General features: G+C 41.5%; 6 protein-coding genes. All 6 read left to right on the top strand.

What is annotated here, in order from left to right:
* The first annotated feature begins 969 nt into the window (after positions 1–969).
* The 6 genes from AAA970_RS16500 (at position 970) to AAA970_RS16475 (ending at position 18,152) form a co-directional block, all read left to right on the top strand.
* Positions 970–4,005 (top strand): PAS domain S-box protein, encoded by a 3,036-nt coding sequence (locus AAA970_RS16500; protein WP_338237990.1) that lies wholly within the window; start codon positions 970–972, stop codon positions 4,003–4,005.
* A 227-nt stretch (positions 4,006–4,232) separates the two neighbouring features.
* Positions 4,233–4,760, top strand: coding sequence for an SRPBCC family protein (locus tag AAA970_RS16495; RefSeq protein WP_338237989.1), 528 nt, complete (start codon positions 4,233–4,235; stop codon positions 4,758–4,760).
* Positions 4,761–4,934: 174 nt separating this feature from the next.
* The gene (locus AAA970_RS16490; protein WP_060687849.1) at positions 4,935–5,183 is read left to right on the top strand and encodes a hypothetical protein; all 249 of its coding nucleotides are present in this window, start codon (positions 4,935–4,937) and stop codon (positions 5,181–5,183) included.
* Positions 5,184–5,351: 168 nt separating this feature from the next.
* Positions 5,352–6,245: a DUF4382 domain-containing protein gene (locus AAA970_RS16485; protein ID WP_338237988.1), complete on the top strand. Its 894-nt coding sequence runs from the start codon at positions 5,352–5,354 to the stop codon at positions 6,243–6,245.
* Between the two features lie 463 nt (positions 6,246–6,708).
* Positions 6,709–7,599, top strand: coding sequence for a DUF4382 domain-containing protein (locus tag AAA970_RS16480; protein ID WP_338237987.1), 891 nt, complete (start codon positions 6,709–6,711; stop codon positions 7,597–7,599).
* 449 nt (positions 7,600–8,048) lie between these two features.
* A complete protein-coding gene (locus AAA970_RS16475) occupies positions 8,049–18,152 on the top strand; it encodes a T9SS type B sorting domain-containing protein (RefSeq protein ID WP_338237986.1) in 10,104 nt (3,367 codons plus the stop codon).
* Positions 18,153–18,157: the final 5 nt, after the last annotated feature.

Below are 18,157 nucleotides of genomic sequence, written 5' to 3'. Positions count from 1 at the left end.
CGGATATTTGAAATATTGCAGAAGCAATACCCGATTCTTTTGAAAGAATGGAATCGCTATTGTGGTGAAATTTTCCAATATCGCTTTCAATCATTCTGATTTGAAGCCAGATGAAATGTTTTTAAACACGCTGTTAAGCTAAATGTAGCAAGATGAAATCCAACTGTAATTGCAAGTTGAGGGAATTTCATGGATTTCTCCCGCATTTGAATTTTTATAACGAAACAAATGAATAAGGAGTAAGCTCATTCCTATTTGAGGGGTATAAAAATCCCAAAAACAACGTCAATATTCTCAAAAAAGTATTGGCTGAGAATACCTATTAAAAAAATAGGTGAATAATTATTGGTCAAACAAATGTTTCTTTAAAAAAACAGACCCGGTTACCGCCGGGTTTTTGCATTATGAATATTATCAATACACTGAACCCATCCATCTTCACCCGATTTATTCATGCTTGAGTTCTTGTTTTGCCGCCTGGCCGGAAGAATGAAGAGATAGTTTCCAATTTTTTGTTTGCTCCAATGAAGCAAGGGAATGAAGAGAAAGCCAGTTTCTCCAAAATTTAAACGATTAGATAATCAGAAAATCTATTATGAAGCTTTGGTATCAATCACTTTAGTTTGGCTTACTAAATCCAGCGGTAAATATTTGGATTCAACTCCATATGAATTGAATGGTGGGACAAAAGAGTGATTAATGCTTTGTTTTGATTTTTTTTCCGAGAAAGCAGATGAATCAGAAGTAAGCTCCTACATAATTGAACTATCAAAAGCATGAAAAGACAACTATAATTTGCTGTCAACATGCCTCTCGATTAGATCACCGGTTTCTTCCGTTGCATAATTCGGCTAAAGATCATTGGGAATGCCTTTCATATTTGCTTGTTCGAACGAATAGTTGTAAATTGTTATAATTTTGATTATTTTATTTATAAATTTTACTGACTATTTTTTTGTCTACTACAATATGGCGCTAACTCATACTCTAAAAACCACTTTTTTTGAATTACTTTCTAAAGATCAGGCGCTATTTGAACTTTATGAAAAGGCTGGTCAGGATGGTGCCCTTCTGTATGAGGCCGAGACTCAGGAGGTTTGGATAAATCCATCGTTTCAAAAGATCACCGGGCTTGAGGCTTCAAGTTTAGATTTGTTGACATTTTCTGGTCTATTACATCCTGCTGATTTGTACCTTTGGAATGGATTGCTTCATGGAGACGATCGGAACTCTTCCCTAATGCTTCGATTAAAGGTGGAGCAGGGAAACTGGGAGTGGTTTCAAATTTCCCAACAGCAGAATGCCAGTGCTAACCAACCTCTATTGCTTTTTTTTAATCTGCTCAAACAAAGTAATCCGGAGGAGTTTCCACCCCAGTATCTAAATGCTTCAATCTCCATTCCTGAATTTGATCGGCTATTATTGTTAGAGGGGTTTGTCAATTCAAACATTGACGCCATTCAGGTGGCGGATGAAAGTGGCCGCCTGGTGTATATTAACAAAGTTGCTTCTCGCAGACTTGAGATTCCGCAAAGTGAAGTAAATCAATATTTTGTGAAAGATTTTGAACCCTTGTTTGAAGTAGCGGGGGAGTGGGAAAAGCACGTCGAAGAAGTAAGGAGAGTAGGTAAATGGGTAGGCGAAAGCAGGAATTTCAGTGTTAAAAAGCGTAAGTCTGTTCCGGTAGAGATTTCTGTCACTTATCAGAAAATTTCAGGGAAGGGGTATTTAGTGGCGGTTTCGAGAGATATTAGTGTCAGGAAACAACGAGAGGAGGCTTACAGAAAAGAGAATGATAAGCTACAACAAATCCTAAAATTAACCAGCACAGGGGTGTGGGAGGTGGATGTGGCAACAGGCTTGATTTTAGTGGATGAACGCTTTGAACAAATTCGGGGCTATGAGAATGGGGAGTTGTCTTCCTTTGATTGGGATAAAATGACAAAAAGTATTCATCCTGAGGATAGAGCGATGCTAAATTTACTCTTAAACGGGCATTTGGCTGGAGATGCTAGTATTTTTCAGGTGGAATTTCGAGTAAGACATAAATCCGGGAATTGGATATGGTGTTTAAGCACCTGTAAAGTGGTGCAAAGGGATGAAAGGGGGATAGCTGAAATTGTGTCGGGGACGCTCACAGATATTTCATTATTAAAGCAAATGCAAATCGAATTAGAGGAAAGTATCACCATATTTAGAACCTTTGCAGAACAGATACCCGCCTATCTGTATATGAAAAATGATGAAAAAATTCATATTTATAATAATCCTAAATCCGCAGAATTTTTAAAGCTTTCCCCACAAGAAATTAACGGAAAAAGGGCAATTGATCTTTTTCCTGCTGATGTGGCTTTGCAGTTGGAGGAGCAGGATGAACAGGTACTGAAACAAGGGGTGAAGCTCACCAAGTTTATTTGGCAATATCTTAAAAATGGTTCTGAAATATTTTTAGAAGAATATAAGTTTCCAATCCAGCTTCCTAACGGTAAAACCGTTGTTGGAGGATTGGCCTTTGATATTTCCGAAACCATTCATCTCAGGGAGGATTTATGGCATACCAAGCAACAATTCGAAAAGCTGATGGCCTCTGTTCCGGGTACGCTTTATGTTTTAAAACTTATGGCGGACGGGACCTTTACCTTTCCTTTTGTGAGTGAAAATCTCAGGGATTTGGTACCAGGCTTAACGGTTGAGGATTGTCAGGCTGATGCCATGAATTACTTTAATCTTTTGATTCCGGAAGATAGGAGTAGAATGATTTCGTTGGGGAAAGCGACTATGGAGAATTTGAGGCCTTTTCGTCAAACCTGTATGTTGCAATTGAAATCCGGGGAATTCCGGTATCATCGTTTGGTGTCTCAACCAGAAAAAGGGGAGGATGGCTCCGTTTCCTGGTATGGAATCCTTCAGGATGTTACAGAGGAAGTGAAGTTGGAAAAGGAGATCGAAATGCTGGCCCTGGTGGCGCAAAAAGCATCCGATTTAATGCTGATTTGTGATGAAAAGGGGAAAGTCACCTGGGGAAATGAGGCCAGTTTTAAGGTATTGGAGCAGCCTGCGGCAACCTTATTGGGGAGTCTGCCGGGTGAATTACTCTCGAAGGGGGATGCGAAAAGTAAGGATTGGAAATCCCTGGATCTGGCATTAAAGGCAAGACGGCCCTTTAAGAAAATCCTTTCTTTTCAGGTAGAAAATGGTTTGCCCTATTGGCTGGAGGTAGAAGCCACACCCATTTACCAGCAGGAAGGTGTTTTTCTTTATTCCATTATTATTTGTCGTGATGTTACCCGTTTAATGGATAAGCAGCGCGAATTTGAGCGGTTTTTAAAAACGACCACGGACCAAAATGAACGTTTAAGAGATTTTGCCTTTATTACCTCTCATAATATCCGCTCCTCTGTAGCGAACCTAATGGGATTATCGGATTTGTTAATTCAAAATCCGGAAGAAAAGCAATATGTGCACCTTATGAAGCAGGTGACCATGAAGTTAGATACCACTATTCGAAATATTGCAGACATTTTACACGTGGAACAGCGATTTGATCCACAGGAAATGAAGTTCATTAATCTTTTAGAGGTGGTGAATAGGATGGTAGATTTTTGTCAGAAGGAGGCTAAAATGGAAGAGAAAAGGTGGGAAATTAATATTGCTTCAGAGATTCAGCTAAGGGTAATACCTGCTTATTTAGAGTCAATTGTTTATAATCTATTTTCGAATGCTTTAAAATATGGACTAAAAGATCAAAATAGTAAGATCATTCTTTCAGCATCCAGAAGAGGGGAGAAAGAAATTGCTCTTGTGGTAAAAGATGATGGTCTGGGTATTGATCTGGACAAATTTAAAGATCGGCTTTTTAAATTAGGCAGTAGAATGCATGAGATTAGTACCGGCCAGGGCATGGGGCTGTATATGATCAAGCGGCAGGTAGAAGCAATGGAGGGCAGTGTTCATTTGAAAAGTCAGCCTAATAAAGGCGCCGAATTTACAGTAGTGTTCAAATGATAATGTATTTAACATAACGTGACTGTGTTTATCTATTAAACTTACAATGCAAAAAAAATATGGAACTCCTGTTGCTGCCGTACGGTTCCCCCAATAATTAAAGGAGCTCTATATGATTTATACCATTTTTCTAACCTCAGAACTTAAAAATTATGAAGACCTTTTTGAAGATCCTTGGAGTGATCATTGTTTTGTTTATTGCAATACCCTTAATTTTTGCCTTGTTCATGGAAAAAGAATACAAAGTTTCCAGAGAAGTGCTTATAAAAAAGCCTGTGGAGCAGGTTTTTGATTATGTCAAATATTTGAAGCACCAAAAGGAATATAGTGTTTGGCAAAAAATGGATCCGGACCAGCACCATACTTATAATGGGGAGGATGGCACCGTTGGATTTGTTTCCACCTGGGATAGTCAAAACCCTGATGTGGGCCGGGGGCAACAAACCATCGTTTCCATGGTAGAAGGACAGCGCATCGACTATGAAATTCAATTTTTCGAACCTTTCGAAGCCAAAGATAATGCTTTTATGGAGACTAAACCGGTTTCCGAAAATCAAACCGCTGTTGTTTGGGGCTTTGAAGGTAAAATGCCTTATCCCATGAATCTGCTTTTGCCTTTAATGAATATGGAAGAAATGTTAGGGGAGCAGTTACAGACAGGTTTAAACAATTTGAAGAAGGTGTTAGAGGCCCGGGTTGAGAAAGAAAACAACGAAATAGACACCATTGAAAAGCAGGGCTTAGAAGTGGAATAAGGGCTTTGATTCATTTATCCAAAAAACTAAGTATACTTTGTTTTTGTCCTAACATTCGTCATATTCTATTTGCGGATTCCTATTAAATCGCTTAGATTGATGCTAAATCTTCAAGGGATGTCGTGTTTTATTGTCCTTGAAGAAATTTGAATCATCAACAATCAAATTATTTCTATGGCCACATTTGAGCAGAGCCGACAGGCCGAATCCAAGCGATTGGTACATTTGTCAGATCAAGAATTGATTCTGATGTACAATAGGCAAATGAATTGGGATCAGGGAAATCTTGAACAAAAAGCCCATATACAAGCTTTGCGGGAAGAGATCTCTTTAAGGGCAATTAATACCGGTGTGCTTAAGGACCTTCAAAATTCATTTGGCAAGTCGTACAAATTGGTCGGAAAAAAGTTGACCTTACGTTAAGCGTAAGCAAAAATCAGTGATGAACCCCTCGGAGAAATTCGAGGGGATTTTTTTTGGCTTGCAAATCAGTGATAAATTTGGATAGGGGACGTCTTGTTTTGCCATCGAATTGGAGTTGGTAAAACCATAAATTTCAAGCATTTTGGGCTGCTATTTAAATTTAATAAGATGAGAAACTTTTTATCGAAAACCCTAACATTGGCCTTATTGGCCACTTCATTGTTCTCTTGTAAAAGCGATGACGCTACAGATAACAATGGTTCCGCAAAAATTGCAGTTCGGATGAACAGCATGGAGCAATTGGAAGGTATGGACCTTAGAGCAAAAGAAGTGGAATATGATTCTGTTCTTTTGGATATCCAACAAGTTCGTATAAAAATGACCGGCGAAGAGCAAGCGGGATGGTATGAGATCGGAGATATTTATGCGGGTCAGTACAACATCAATAATCCTCATTTGGATGGCTTATTAGGCGAATTGGCTTTGCCTGCAGGAGAAATTCAGGAAATTCGCCTGGTTTTGGGAGAAGAAAATGATATCTACGTTGGCGGCGAAAGATTTGATTTGAAGACGCCTTCAGCGCAATCTTCCGGTTGGAAATTGAAAAATATCACCAATCCGATTATTTCAGAAGGCCGTGCTTATACTTTGGCGATCGATTTGGATCCTAAGTCTATCTCATTCAATAATGGGATTGGTTATAAGTTAGATCCGGTTGCTTCTGCCACTATTTTAGAGGTGGGCGCAATAAAGGGTATGGTGTATGTGCAAGATACCGAGGGTGCTGGTGATTACCCGGAGGAGTTTTTTGTTGAGCTTTATAAAGGAGACCGTTTATTGGTGGCGACTGAGACTGTTAATGGTCAATTTGTTTTTACCGGTTTGTTGACGGGTGAATATGAGGTCATGGCTGCAGCCGCTATCGATGAAAATGGGGATTTAACGGAAGCAGAATATGGAGAAGATAAATTGATTACGGTAGGCGCTACCGGGGTCATTCTTATTGATGCCGGCTTTGAATATGAAGTGGAACCAATTGTACTTTCGGTAATTCAATTGTAATATTCCTGTATATTTGAAGATATAAAAAAAATCCCGAAAATTTTTTCGGGATTTTTTTTGTCCTGTGGGAATAAAATTCGATATCAAAAAAAGTGCAGATTTAGCGTATTACTTACTTGCGGTAAATGTAGGTGATTTTCTTTTTTAACGTCAAATCACCCCTATATAGTAAATTGGTAGTGGGTGTAGCTGATAAAATCTTCTTTATTTGAATAAAAATTACTTGAATAATTGCGTCTTGAATCAGGCTTTGGTGTTTTTTTATAATTTTTTTATTCAGAGATGAAAAGGCTGGATTTCCTACTTGGCTTTTTTAAGGATTCTCCGGTAGTGCGGGCTTTTGTTTACTTTCATCTTTAATAAATCTATGATTCTTTAAATATAAAAATATTTGTCGGTCGATTGAATTGTTGAAATTGTCAATGCATAATTCCATATTTGAATTATACTTAATTTAGATATTATGATGAAAAGATCAATTTTTTCAAGCTTATGTGCATTGCTATTAGCTTTAAGTTTTTCTTCCTGCAGTGATAATGAGTCCGGATCAGCAAGAGTTGCAGTAAGGATGAGTCCTATGGAAAGCCCGGGATCTTTTAATGCCAAATTGAATGTTACTGTGGAATATGATTCCATTTTGTTAGATGTTCAGCAGGTGAGGATCAATATGACGGGGGAAAATCAGGCTTGGTATGAAGTGGAAAATTACCAGGCAGGCCGATACAATATTAACAATCCACATCTTGATGGATTATTAGGACATTTGTCTCTGCCCGTGGGAGAAGTGAAGGAAATTCGTTTAGTTCTGGGGGAAGAAAATGAGATTTTTGTAGCCGGGACAGGAGAGAAGCTTAATGTGCCTTCAGGAGAGAGTTCTGGCTGGAAATTGAAGAAAATTACTAATCCTGTCGTAAAAGAAGGGCACTCTTATACGATGTCTATTGATATGGATCCTTCATCGGTTTCCTTTAATAGTGGAAACGGTTGGAAATTGGATCCAATTGCCTCCGCTACGCTATGGGAAGTAGGCGCTATCAAAGGTGCCATAATGCTGGAAGAAGATGGGGAGATCATTCAATATGAGGAGGAATTTTTCGTGCAAATTTTTGAAGGGGAAACTTTAAAACTCACCAGTCAAACGGTTAACCATCAATTCATCTTTACCCATTTGTTTCCATCTTCTTACACCATAAAAGTGGGCATTGCTTATGATGATGCTACCGAGGATATTATTACTGGAGCACTTGAAAGTGAGAAGTTTGTGACACCATTGATTAGTGGTGTTATATTGGTAGACTCCGGAATCGAATATGAAATTGATCCTTTGGTGCTGGAAGTAAGTCCGGCAGAATAAGAAGAGCGTCAGTAGGTATAGAAATTCCTTAGTCAATTATTGGCTAAGGAATTTCATGCTCCAACTCATTAATTTTTAGTTAAAAAACATTCGATTTTTGATTTTTTCTTGCATTGGTGATATTTTAGCATAACAATTCAACATCAACCTATACTTTAAATTTTTATGTCATATTTTTACATTAATAATAATCACATAATCAGTGATTTAGGGTTATTGTCCTCTTTTTTTTTAGTTTTTGAATAGGGCCTTTCTTCTAAATTTAGGACGAATTCATTCAATTTCATGATAATTACTGTATTCTTGGTTACCTTTTTGATTTTTTGGTGATTAAATAACAGTATTTAGTTATTGATTTACAGTTCTTTATTTCAGTCAATCTTTTTTTTAAAGCTTTCTTGTTAGGAGACTTTAAAATTTCATCTTGTACCCAACAACCTTACATACCCATGCATAAGTGTTTGTACCTAATTGCGCTATTGCTTGTCTTCCAACTTCCTTATTCGGGAAAGGCTCAGGGAGATGGTGATTTTGAAGTGCCCTGGCCTATCGCCTGTTATATTTTCCATGGTAATCTTCAAAATGATGAGCCGAATAAGGGGATTGAGGATTTAGATCCTTTGGAAGGTTACGGGCATTATGTCGCTTTGGATAATGCTTGTATCACTGTTGATTCCGCTTATGTTTTTCAGGAAACTTGGGGGCTTGATTTAAGTAATCGGGGCCTGCCGCCAAACACTTATTCATTGGAGATGCGGTTCAAGTTCACCTCTTTTTCCACCAATCAAAAATCCGGTTGGAGAAGGATATTGAGATTTAAAGCCGCCAATGCTTCAGGGCTTTACCTTTCTGATGATGGGCGTTTCGTTTTTCAAACCGAAAATAACCGGAATGAAAATACGGTGATTTATGGGGTGAGTGTGATTCCTTCGGATCCGGTGACGGGAGAAACCGACTGGATGCGTATTTCCATTACCCGGGACGATGCGGCACAAACGCTATCGGTGTACTACCAGGGCCAATTGGAATTTGAAATTGACCTGACGGCTTTCAATGATTTTACGGCCATGCAGTCTTCCTTTAAATTGTTTCAGGACAATACAGGGGGGCATGTGGATATCAAAGATGAAAATGCGGCAGGTTTGATTGATTACCTGCGTATTTATGATCAGGCTTTTGATGCCAGTATGCACGACGATTTGGATGGGACCGACTGGATCAACGATGGTGATAATGTGGTTATTAATGACGGACAACCTCGTCCTTTTTATATGTGCGAGGGAGAAGAAATTACCCTGGTGGCTACCGGAGGTCAAGGGGTTTATGAATGGAGTACGGGGGATACGACGCATACTATTGTCGTTTCCCCGGTTGACGATACCTGGTATTTTGTAGATGCACTGATGGAAGTGCCCTGTTTCAGAACCTGTTATACCGTTACCGATTCAGTAGAAGTTTTGGTGACCCCATTGCCCAGGTTTGAAGTTAGCTTCCCGGATTCCGTATGTGTGGGAGCGGATGTTCCCTTTACTTATACTGGTGACCAGACAGATGTTGCCGTTAACTGGACCTTTGAGCAGGGAGCTCCCGGAAGCTCCAATGTATTTAACCCTGTTGTGAAATGGGGGGCAGCGGGCCAATATAATGTAAATTTAAATGCGGACTTTTTGGGTTGTACTTCGGCTTTGGATACTACCGTAACCATTGTGGGCCTTCCTAGCTGGGATTTCGAACAGGATCAGGGTGTTTGTTTTGGACAAGAAAATTCCTGGGCGAACTATTTAGGCGAAGCCAATACGGTAGTGAAATGGTATCCACAAGATGGAAGTGGGACCGAAATAATAGGCCGCGAATTTATTTATGCCTTCCAAACTCCTGGCACACACACGGTACATGTGGAATTAATGTTAGGAGAATGCCCGGTCGAGGGGGATTTAACTTTTGTGGTGCATGAGGTGCCGGACTTTGAGTTGATCGTTCCGGCGGAAATTTGTAGCGGGGAAGATTTAATCATTCAGCTTAATAATCTCACGGGTAGCACGGACTTTAATATTAATTGGAACGGTCTGAATGTTTCCGATTTAGGGAATGGTTCCTGGCAAGTGCATTACGGAACACATTTAGGTATTTTGCCCATTCAGATTGAAATTGGGAATAGCGCGAATTGTTCTATTAGCTTAAACGACCAGGTACTGATTAATGAAAGCCCGGAAACAACCATCGAAATATTCGAGGCTTGCTTTGGGGAATCTTCTATAGGGAACTATTTGGGTCAGGATTATACGGCAGTAGAATGGCGTATCTTAGATGGACCGGATGCAGGGACTACGGTCATCGGACATTCCTTTGACCATGTTTTTTCTCAACCCGGCAGCTTTCGCGTTCAGGTGGATTTGAGTGTAGCTCCATGTACTCAAGTATTGGAGGAGTTTTTTGTTGTACATCCCAGCCCGACCTTTGACGTTCAGGCTCCATCAGAAATTTGCTTTGGGGAAGATTTGATCGTACAGATCATTAATACTTCCGGACATGATTTTAATTTAAGTTGGAATGTACCGGTTACAGATCAATCAAACGGAAATTATAAAGTAGAATATACCAGTACCGGTCAGTTGGAAATCATAATTACTGCTGGTAACTCCTTCGCTTGTACCGTAATTGATACTTTATTAGTTGATATTCACCCTATTCCGGATATTCGATTCTCAGGTCCGACATCAACTTGTATTGAGACAGCGGCCACTTTCGTTTATGAGGGAATTAATAATATTCAAAACACCAATATCGTTTGGAATGCTGCGGGCAATCCCATTATGGAAAATAATCCGGCGCATGAATGGCACTTTACCTGGGACACGCCGGGAGATTATTTGGTGCAGGTCAGTATGGAAGAGTTCGGTTGTACCAATGATTCTTCTTTTATGGTTACGGTATTACCGGAACCTGAAATTAGTATTGCATTACCCGATCCGATATGTGAAGGAGATACCGTCACGGTAGTATATACCGGAAATGCGGATCCCGCATTTAGCAGTTTTCAATGGCAATTCCCTGGAGCAATTGTGTTAGGGGGCGGTAGCCCAACCGAACGTCGAGTAGTTTGGGCACAAGCAGGGGATTATCAGGTGAATTTATCGGTAGTGATGGATGGCTGTGAAAATACGGATATCTTCCCGGTAACGGTCTTACCAAAACCGGATATTGACTTTGAATTTGATGAACCTATTTGTAGCGGCATTTCTACTATTTTTAGATATACCGGAACTGAGGATTTAGCAAATATTAATATCTCACTTCAGGCGCAAAATGCGGATCAAATTATTGATCTGGGTAATGGGAATTTTGAAGTCCTATGGGCTACATCCGGGGTGTTTGACGTTACCATGTCTGTAGAGATGGGAGGCTGTACCAGCTTATTGACCAAGACCATTGTCGTACATCCTACGCCAACCGCGCTGACGGATTTTCCTTCAGGGGCTTGTGTGGAAGGCTCGGTTTTATTTGAATATATTGGATCTGCCGATTTGAATCGTCCGGGAACCATTTTGAATTATGATTTCGCTGCTTCCGGTGCCGATCAAGTTAATGATCTCGGAAATGGTCGATTTGAAGTGAGCTGGCTTACATCCGGAGTAAAACAAATTCCGGTATCTGTTCAGGAGTTTGGCTGTCCAAAGGACAGTGTGCTGAATATTGAAATATTCGATCTACCCTTAGCTGATTTTACAGCACCCGCAGAAGTTTGTGAGTTTTCTACTTTTACTGCTACTTATAATCATACAGCCACTTCCTCCCTGACATTTGAATGGGAAGTATTGGCCGGAGATGCGACCATTACTTCTGACGCATCCGCCTCTTCCATTGACCTTTTGGCCAATGCAGCCGGAACGGTTACCCTACAACTAAAGGTGTTGCAGGAAAATGGAGGAGTGCTATTTTGTGAGCAGATTAGTCAGCAGGATATCACCATCAATCCTACACCGGTCATTGATTTTGATATGGAGGACCATGTGTGTTCTAATGAGCCATTATCCATTCGTTATAATGGAAGTTGGCCGATTAATGATTTGAATTTTGAATATGAGCTGGATGGTGCCAATATTATTTCTGACGATGGTAATGGGAATTGGGTCATTGCATGGGCCACACCTGGCGCTAAGCTCGTACGTTTTAGAGCGACGGCAATTTCTTCCAACTGTACCTCTGATTGGTTTGAGAAAGAAATTGGCGTGAATAATATTTCTGATTTTGAAATCAATAATGATCAGGCCGTTTGTGCGGGAGAAGTAGCTCATTTCTCTTTCTCCGGTGTAATGGAACCGGGAGCCTCTCTGGAATGGGATTTTGGCTCAGAGGCGCAAGTAGAAGAAATTGATGAATGGAATTATAATGTATTATGGGATACTCCGGGCACTAAGCAGGTGATTGTAACAGTACGCGGAAATGTTTGTCCTGATGCTTCTGTTGTGCGAGAAGTAGAGGTAAACAAAGTGCCTACCGCAGAATGGACCTATCCGGAGGAAGTCTGTAGGAATGAAATCAATATTTTCAAATACAGTGGAGATGGGGATTTAACCGAGGTGACTTTCACAGCCGATTGGGGTGGGGGAGAAGAAGTGGCTTTTGATCCGGCTACAGGTGAATGGTCTGTTCGCTGGGCAGATCCTGGTTTTTACCCGATTAGCCTCACCGTTGATCAGGGCGGTTGTTTCAGTGTATTAGAGGACACGATTAAAGTAACTAACTTTGCAGAAATTAAAGTCACCGGAGATCCTGGTGCCTGTGTAGGAGAACGTGTATTTGTAGAATTTACAGGTTATTATGAAACAGGAGCTACGCTGGTATGGGATTTCGATGGGGGAATTGAAGAAGCCATTCCGGGGACGGATAACTATTGGGTCGTTTGGCATACCGCTGGACCAAAAGAAGTCAAAGTAAGTATTCAGGGGCTAAACTGTCAATCGGATGAAGATGCGGTGGCCTTGCAGGTGGGAGAACAGCCCCAATATCGCTTTGAATATCAGCCGGTAACTTGTTTTGGGACCATGACGCATATTACCTATGTGGATGAAAATGGGCTGAATCCTACCGTTGATTGGCAGCTGGATCCCGCTGTTGGTATCCTGACAGTGATTAACCCTTTCGAGGTGGAAATTGAATGGTTGGATTTAAGTCCGGATGGCGTTCCATATGAAGTAAATGTTCGCATTGAAACTGGGGGCTGTATTCGTGATGAGGTCTTGCAAATAGAAGTGGATGAACAGCCTGTAGCAGATTTTGAAGTGCAAACGCAAAGTTGTGCGGGCGATGAAGTAGTGTTGACCTATCAACCTGCCGGAATGGATGTACATCTTGAGTGGGATTTTGATGGAGCAGAAGTGGTGAGTCATGATGCCGCAAGTCGCACCTATATACTGGCTTGGGATATTACCGAGCGTCACGATGCGACCATCAGTTTGAGAGCTTATACCGATTTAGGTTGTGAGGCAACTTTAGCCAAAGACATTATTATTTTCCCATATCCAACAATAGAAATTGACACCCCTAATCAGGTCTGTGAGAATGGGGATTTCGATATTGTTTATCGCGGTACGGCAAATCCTTTTGATGCGGAATTCACCTGGGATTTTGGAGCACTGGTAGTCAGTCCCGGAGATTATGGCCCGCAATCCTTTAAAGTAGAGCAGGTGGCTGCAGGTATTTATCCTATTACCTTAACCATAATTGAAAATGGTTGTCAGGTAGAAGAAATGACTTCCGTTACCGTTTATCCTTATCCAAGCCTGGAGTTCGATTATGATCCGGTAGCCTGTGTAGGACAGCCCTTTTATTTTGAATATACCGGAACTGCGGAGGCCGACTCGATCTCCTGGACCTGGGATATTGCCCCTTCGGAAACGCCGATTGGAGATAAATCCTATGAGTTTATTTGGGATAGCGAAGGCACTAAAACCATGTCCTTTTTGGCTTCTTCCAATCAGTGTGTGGAACAAACCTTTTTGACTTTTGAGGTGCAGCCGCATCCGGAGAATGATGTACTTATAGGGGAGCCACTTTGTGAGGACGAGCCTTTCCAAATAAGCTTTACCGGAAATACGGATATAGCATCCACCTTATTCACCTGGTCCTTGTCTGAAGGACAAATTCTGGATAATCAAAATACTTCCATCACCGCGGTTAATGATCGCTTTGGCTTACATTATGTGACCATCAATACCAACTGGAATGGCTGTATTGCAGAGGATAGCTATCCCTATTATATCAACCTGCAGCCGGAAATTGCCTTGGATTATCCACAGCAGGTTTGTTTGGGAGAGCCATTTACGGTTACTTATTTGGGGAATGCTGATTTTGACTGGAATAATGTCGTATACAATTGGCAGCTGGCAGGTGCGGAAATTATCAGCCAGAGCCCTAATGGTCATGAATTGGAATTACGTTTCAATGCAACTGGCCGCCAATTGATGAACCTTTCCGTTGAGGTAGCGGGACAATGTGCGGATGAACAATTCTTTGAAATAGAAGTATTGCCTTATCCGAATATTCAGATTATGAGCCCATCAGATGCCTGTACGGATCAGGAAGTGATTGTGTCGCTCCAACCTTATGACCCTGCTTTTGAATACCAATGGCTGGATATTGGGGGAGCAGATTTATGGGAAGACCTTGGAAATGGCCAGTTTAAAGCGCTATGGTTGACCACCGGGCAAAAAAGTCTTCAGCTTGAAGTCAATAATGTGAGGTGTCAAAATACCGTATTTGCCACGGTCAATATTAATCCAACGCCTGTCGCTACTTTCGATCTTCCTGGGGGAATATGTGCAGGAGAGGAAGTGATTGTCCGTTATACCGGTAGTGCTACCGAAAATGCCGCTTTTGATTGGGATTTTGACGGAGCGCAGGTTAGAGTGATAGATGCTCCTTTTGAATATGGCTTGACCTGGGATATTACCGATGGCGGAACGAAAACCATCCGTCTGCAGGTGAGTGAAAATGGCTGTACTTCTGAAGTGGAAGAACAGGAAATTCCGGTAGGGAACATCGCATCTTTTGAGCTGGACACCGATGGTGATTTCATTTGTGATGGAGAGCAGACTATTGTCCGCTTTACCGGTTCTTTTGAGCCGGGAGCAACCGTCATTTGGGATTTTGATGACGGCATTGTCGAGACAGAGGATAATGAGACCTTCTATATTTATTGGCCGACTACCGGGAATAAAACCATTAGCTTAACCATTAATGGAGTGCTTTGTCCCGGGGCGGAGGAAGCCAAAGAAATATTAGTGAATCCTACCCCTTTGATTGACCTGGATGTATTGGATCCTGCTGTTTGTGTGAATAGTCTTGCAAGACTAGCACTCCAATTGGAGGCCTCTGAATCGGCCCAATTATTCTGGGAATTAGATGGAGGTACCCTTGTACAGGAAGATGATCAAAACTATCTTATTTATTGGACCAGCGGGGGACAGAAAAATATCAGTGTATATGCTATTGATGAAGGTTGTATTTCTGAAGTAGCCACTGGTACGGTTAGGGTCAATGGGCTTCCCGACTTTGATTTTACACAAGGTGATCAGTTATGTATTAATGAAGAATTGGAAGTCATCTATTCCGGAGTAGTGGAAGAAGGGGCAACCTTGGTCTGGAAGATTGATGGTGCTTTATTCAGCCCTTCAGATCCGGAGCGCTTTGTCTATTCCTGGGATACGCCTGGCGAAAAAACCATTGAGTTAACCGTGGAAGGCGTTACTTGTGATGATGAAACCATTTTAAAAACAGTATACGTTAATCCTTATCCTTCTCGTGATTTTGATATTCCGGCGCAGGCTTGTCGATATTCTACCTTTATTGTAACCTACCTGGACAATGCGGGACTTAAGCCGCAGGTGGATTTCAATCAACCCTATACGGATTTGGGTAATTACCAGTATGAGTTTGAGGCCATCGGAGAAAATCAAATGGATATTCAGGCGACCATCATTGCGAATGGTTGTCAGGAAATAGTAGACCTGAGTATTCAAATTTTAGATGCTCCTGCCCTGACGGTGGATCATGAAGGAATTATTTGTATCGGAGAAGAATATTTGATTCAATATCAAACAGATGTAGATCCATCTACGATCTCATGGGATTGGGGGAATGGACAGGAAGTTTCCAGCGAAAATGGCTTGAAGCGTGTCGTTTGGCAGTCCGCCGGCTGGCAATATTTTACCGCAGCTTCTTCTATTGGTAATTGTGAAACCGTTGTCAATGATAGTTTATTTGTGATTGATCCGGGAACCTTGAGTCTGGAGGTTAATCCTATGAGTGCCTGTATTGAGGAGGTCATTGAAATTCAGATTATCGGTGAATTGCCAGATGACCACCGTATTTTACCTGATTTTGGGGAGCAGGGGCAGATTGTGGAGCATGTGGATATCGGCCATTATTTGGTGAAGTGGTCAACGGAGGGGCAAAAAGATATTGTCATTAATATACTGGATGTGCCTTGCCCGATTGCACCATTAACCGCCCAGGTGAATATCAATGAGCCTGCAAATGCCAACTTCCAGCTCGATCGTGATTTTGCCTGTGAAGGGGAACAGATTAGGGTTCAATATTTAGAACCATTAGATCCCGATTGGACACTTCAATGGTTTAGAGATGATATCCCATTTGTACCTACAGCAGGAAGCCTTACGGATTTTCTTTTGGATTTCCCGGAGGAAGGACAATTCGAGATCAGACTGGAGGTCAATAACCTGGGATGTATTTCCACTTCTAGCCGAACCATTACGATAGGGTCAGGGTTGGAATTTGAATTAACTGATCAGGAGGCTATTTGTGAAGGAGAAATTGTTTATTTCAAATTTACGGGTTGGTTAGAACCACAAGCTACCATAGAATGGACAGTGGATGGCTCAGGAGAGATTGTTGGTCCAAATAACCTTGATTCAGTAGCAGTGAGGTGGCCGGTAGCCGGAGCCGACCAATGGGTGGCTGTCGAGCTAATGAATAACACCTGTACAAGCGATACAAGATTGCAGGTAGAGCAGGAAGTGATCCCATTTGTGGCACCAGTGATCCGCGCCTCCAACTATGCTTGTTTAAACACTCCGGTTACCTTTACTTATGAAGGTCCTCAGGTGGAATTAAATTGGGAATTTGATGAGTCCGCTATTTTAGTGGATCAGGTGGCCAACACCATCACCCTACAGTGGGAAACAGAAGGAAACAAATGGGTAGAATTGGTAACCGATAATGGGGGATGTATCAGTGATCCATTCCGAAAAACCATTAGAATTATTGATTTCGACCAATTTGAAATTGCGGATCAAACCGCTTGTTTAGGGGCACCGGTTTTAGTAACCTTCCCGGATTTGTCGGATGTGCCAGCAAATGATTTCCATATTGACTGGGCTGGGGGATCGGTATTAAGCCAACCTGATCGATTCAGTTATTTGGTGTTTTGGAATGAGGCAGGACCAAAAAATGTGGTGCTCACCATGGTTGATTTGGAATGTGGAGAAGGTGAAATCTCCCGTCAAATTGAGGTGATGTCCCTACAATATTCCGGAGTGGATTTTGAATTGGAGGAAATGTATTGCTTTCCAGAGGATGTTTTTGTGGAACCGATTTTAGATAATCCTGGAGAAAACTATCATTTAAGCTGGTTTTTGAATGGCAAGTTTGAGCATGAGCAAGCCACTTACCAAAACGATAGTCTCATTGATGGCGATATGTTGATGGTTTGGTTAACCCCTGATTTTATTTGTAATGCCCAATCACCAGTGAAATCTCCGGAAAAGCGCATCAATATTAGTGATTTCGCACACAATGGACCTCCTGTAGGATTGAGCCCGATTTGTCCCGGAACTTCTACCACCATCACCATTGACCAGTATCCCAATATTCGTTGGGAATATTCCTACAATGGTAATCGATGGGATCAGCTGCCGGATGAATTGAATGATAGAAATTCCATTACGGTTTGGCCCGGGCAGGACACCTATTATAGAGCTAGAATTTTTGATGATTATTGTGAGGATATTACCCCTCCAATTTTAATTGAAATTCTAAGTATTACCCCTTTCACTACGTCTGATGATATCGTCATTAGAGAAGGGCATTCCGGTCAAATTGCAGTTTTTGGGGCCACAGATGTCAGTTGGAATCCAGGGAGATGGGTGAAAGAGCCTAATGAATCCCGTACCTCTGCTTTTCCTGTAGTTTCCACAGACTTTTGGGCTAGTGGGCTCACGGTGGAAGGTTGTTTGGATTCAGCCATGGTTCATGTTAAGGTCAGACCACCGGTAGATGTACCGAATGTAATTACGCCGAATGGGGATGGAAAAAATGATTTCTTGAAAATTGGGAACCTCGATGAGTACGATAACCCGGTGATTCATATCTATAACCGATGGGGTAAGTTGTTGCATACCTCCGGAGCGAATGATTTCAGCTGGGATGGTACCCACAGAGGGCAGCCATTACCTCAAGCTACCTATTATTATGTCCTTGACCTCAATGACGGATTTCCCAAAGTCAAAGGGTCAGTAACCATTTTAAGATAAGTGCC

Source organism: Persicobacter diffluens, from assembly GCF_036244895.1.
Classification (GTDB): Bacteria; Bacteroidota; Bacteroidia; order Cytophagales; family Cyclobacteriaceae; genus Persicobacter; species Persicobacter diffluens.
Note: the sequence above shows the minus strand (reverse complement) of the source record. Positions and strands in the feature narration are given on the sequence as shown.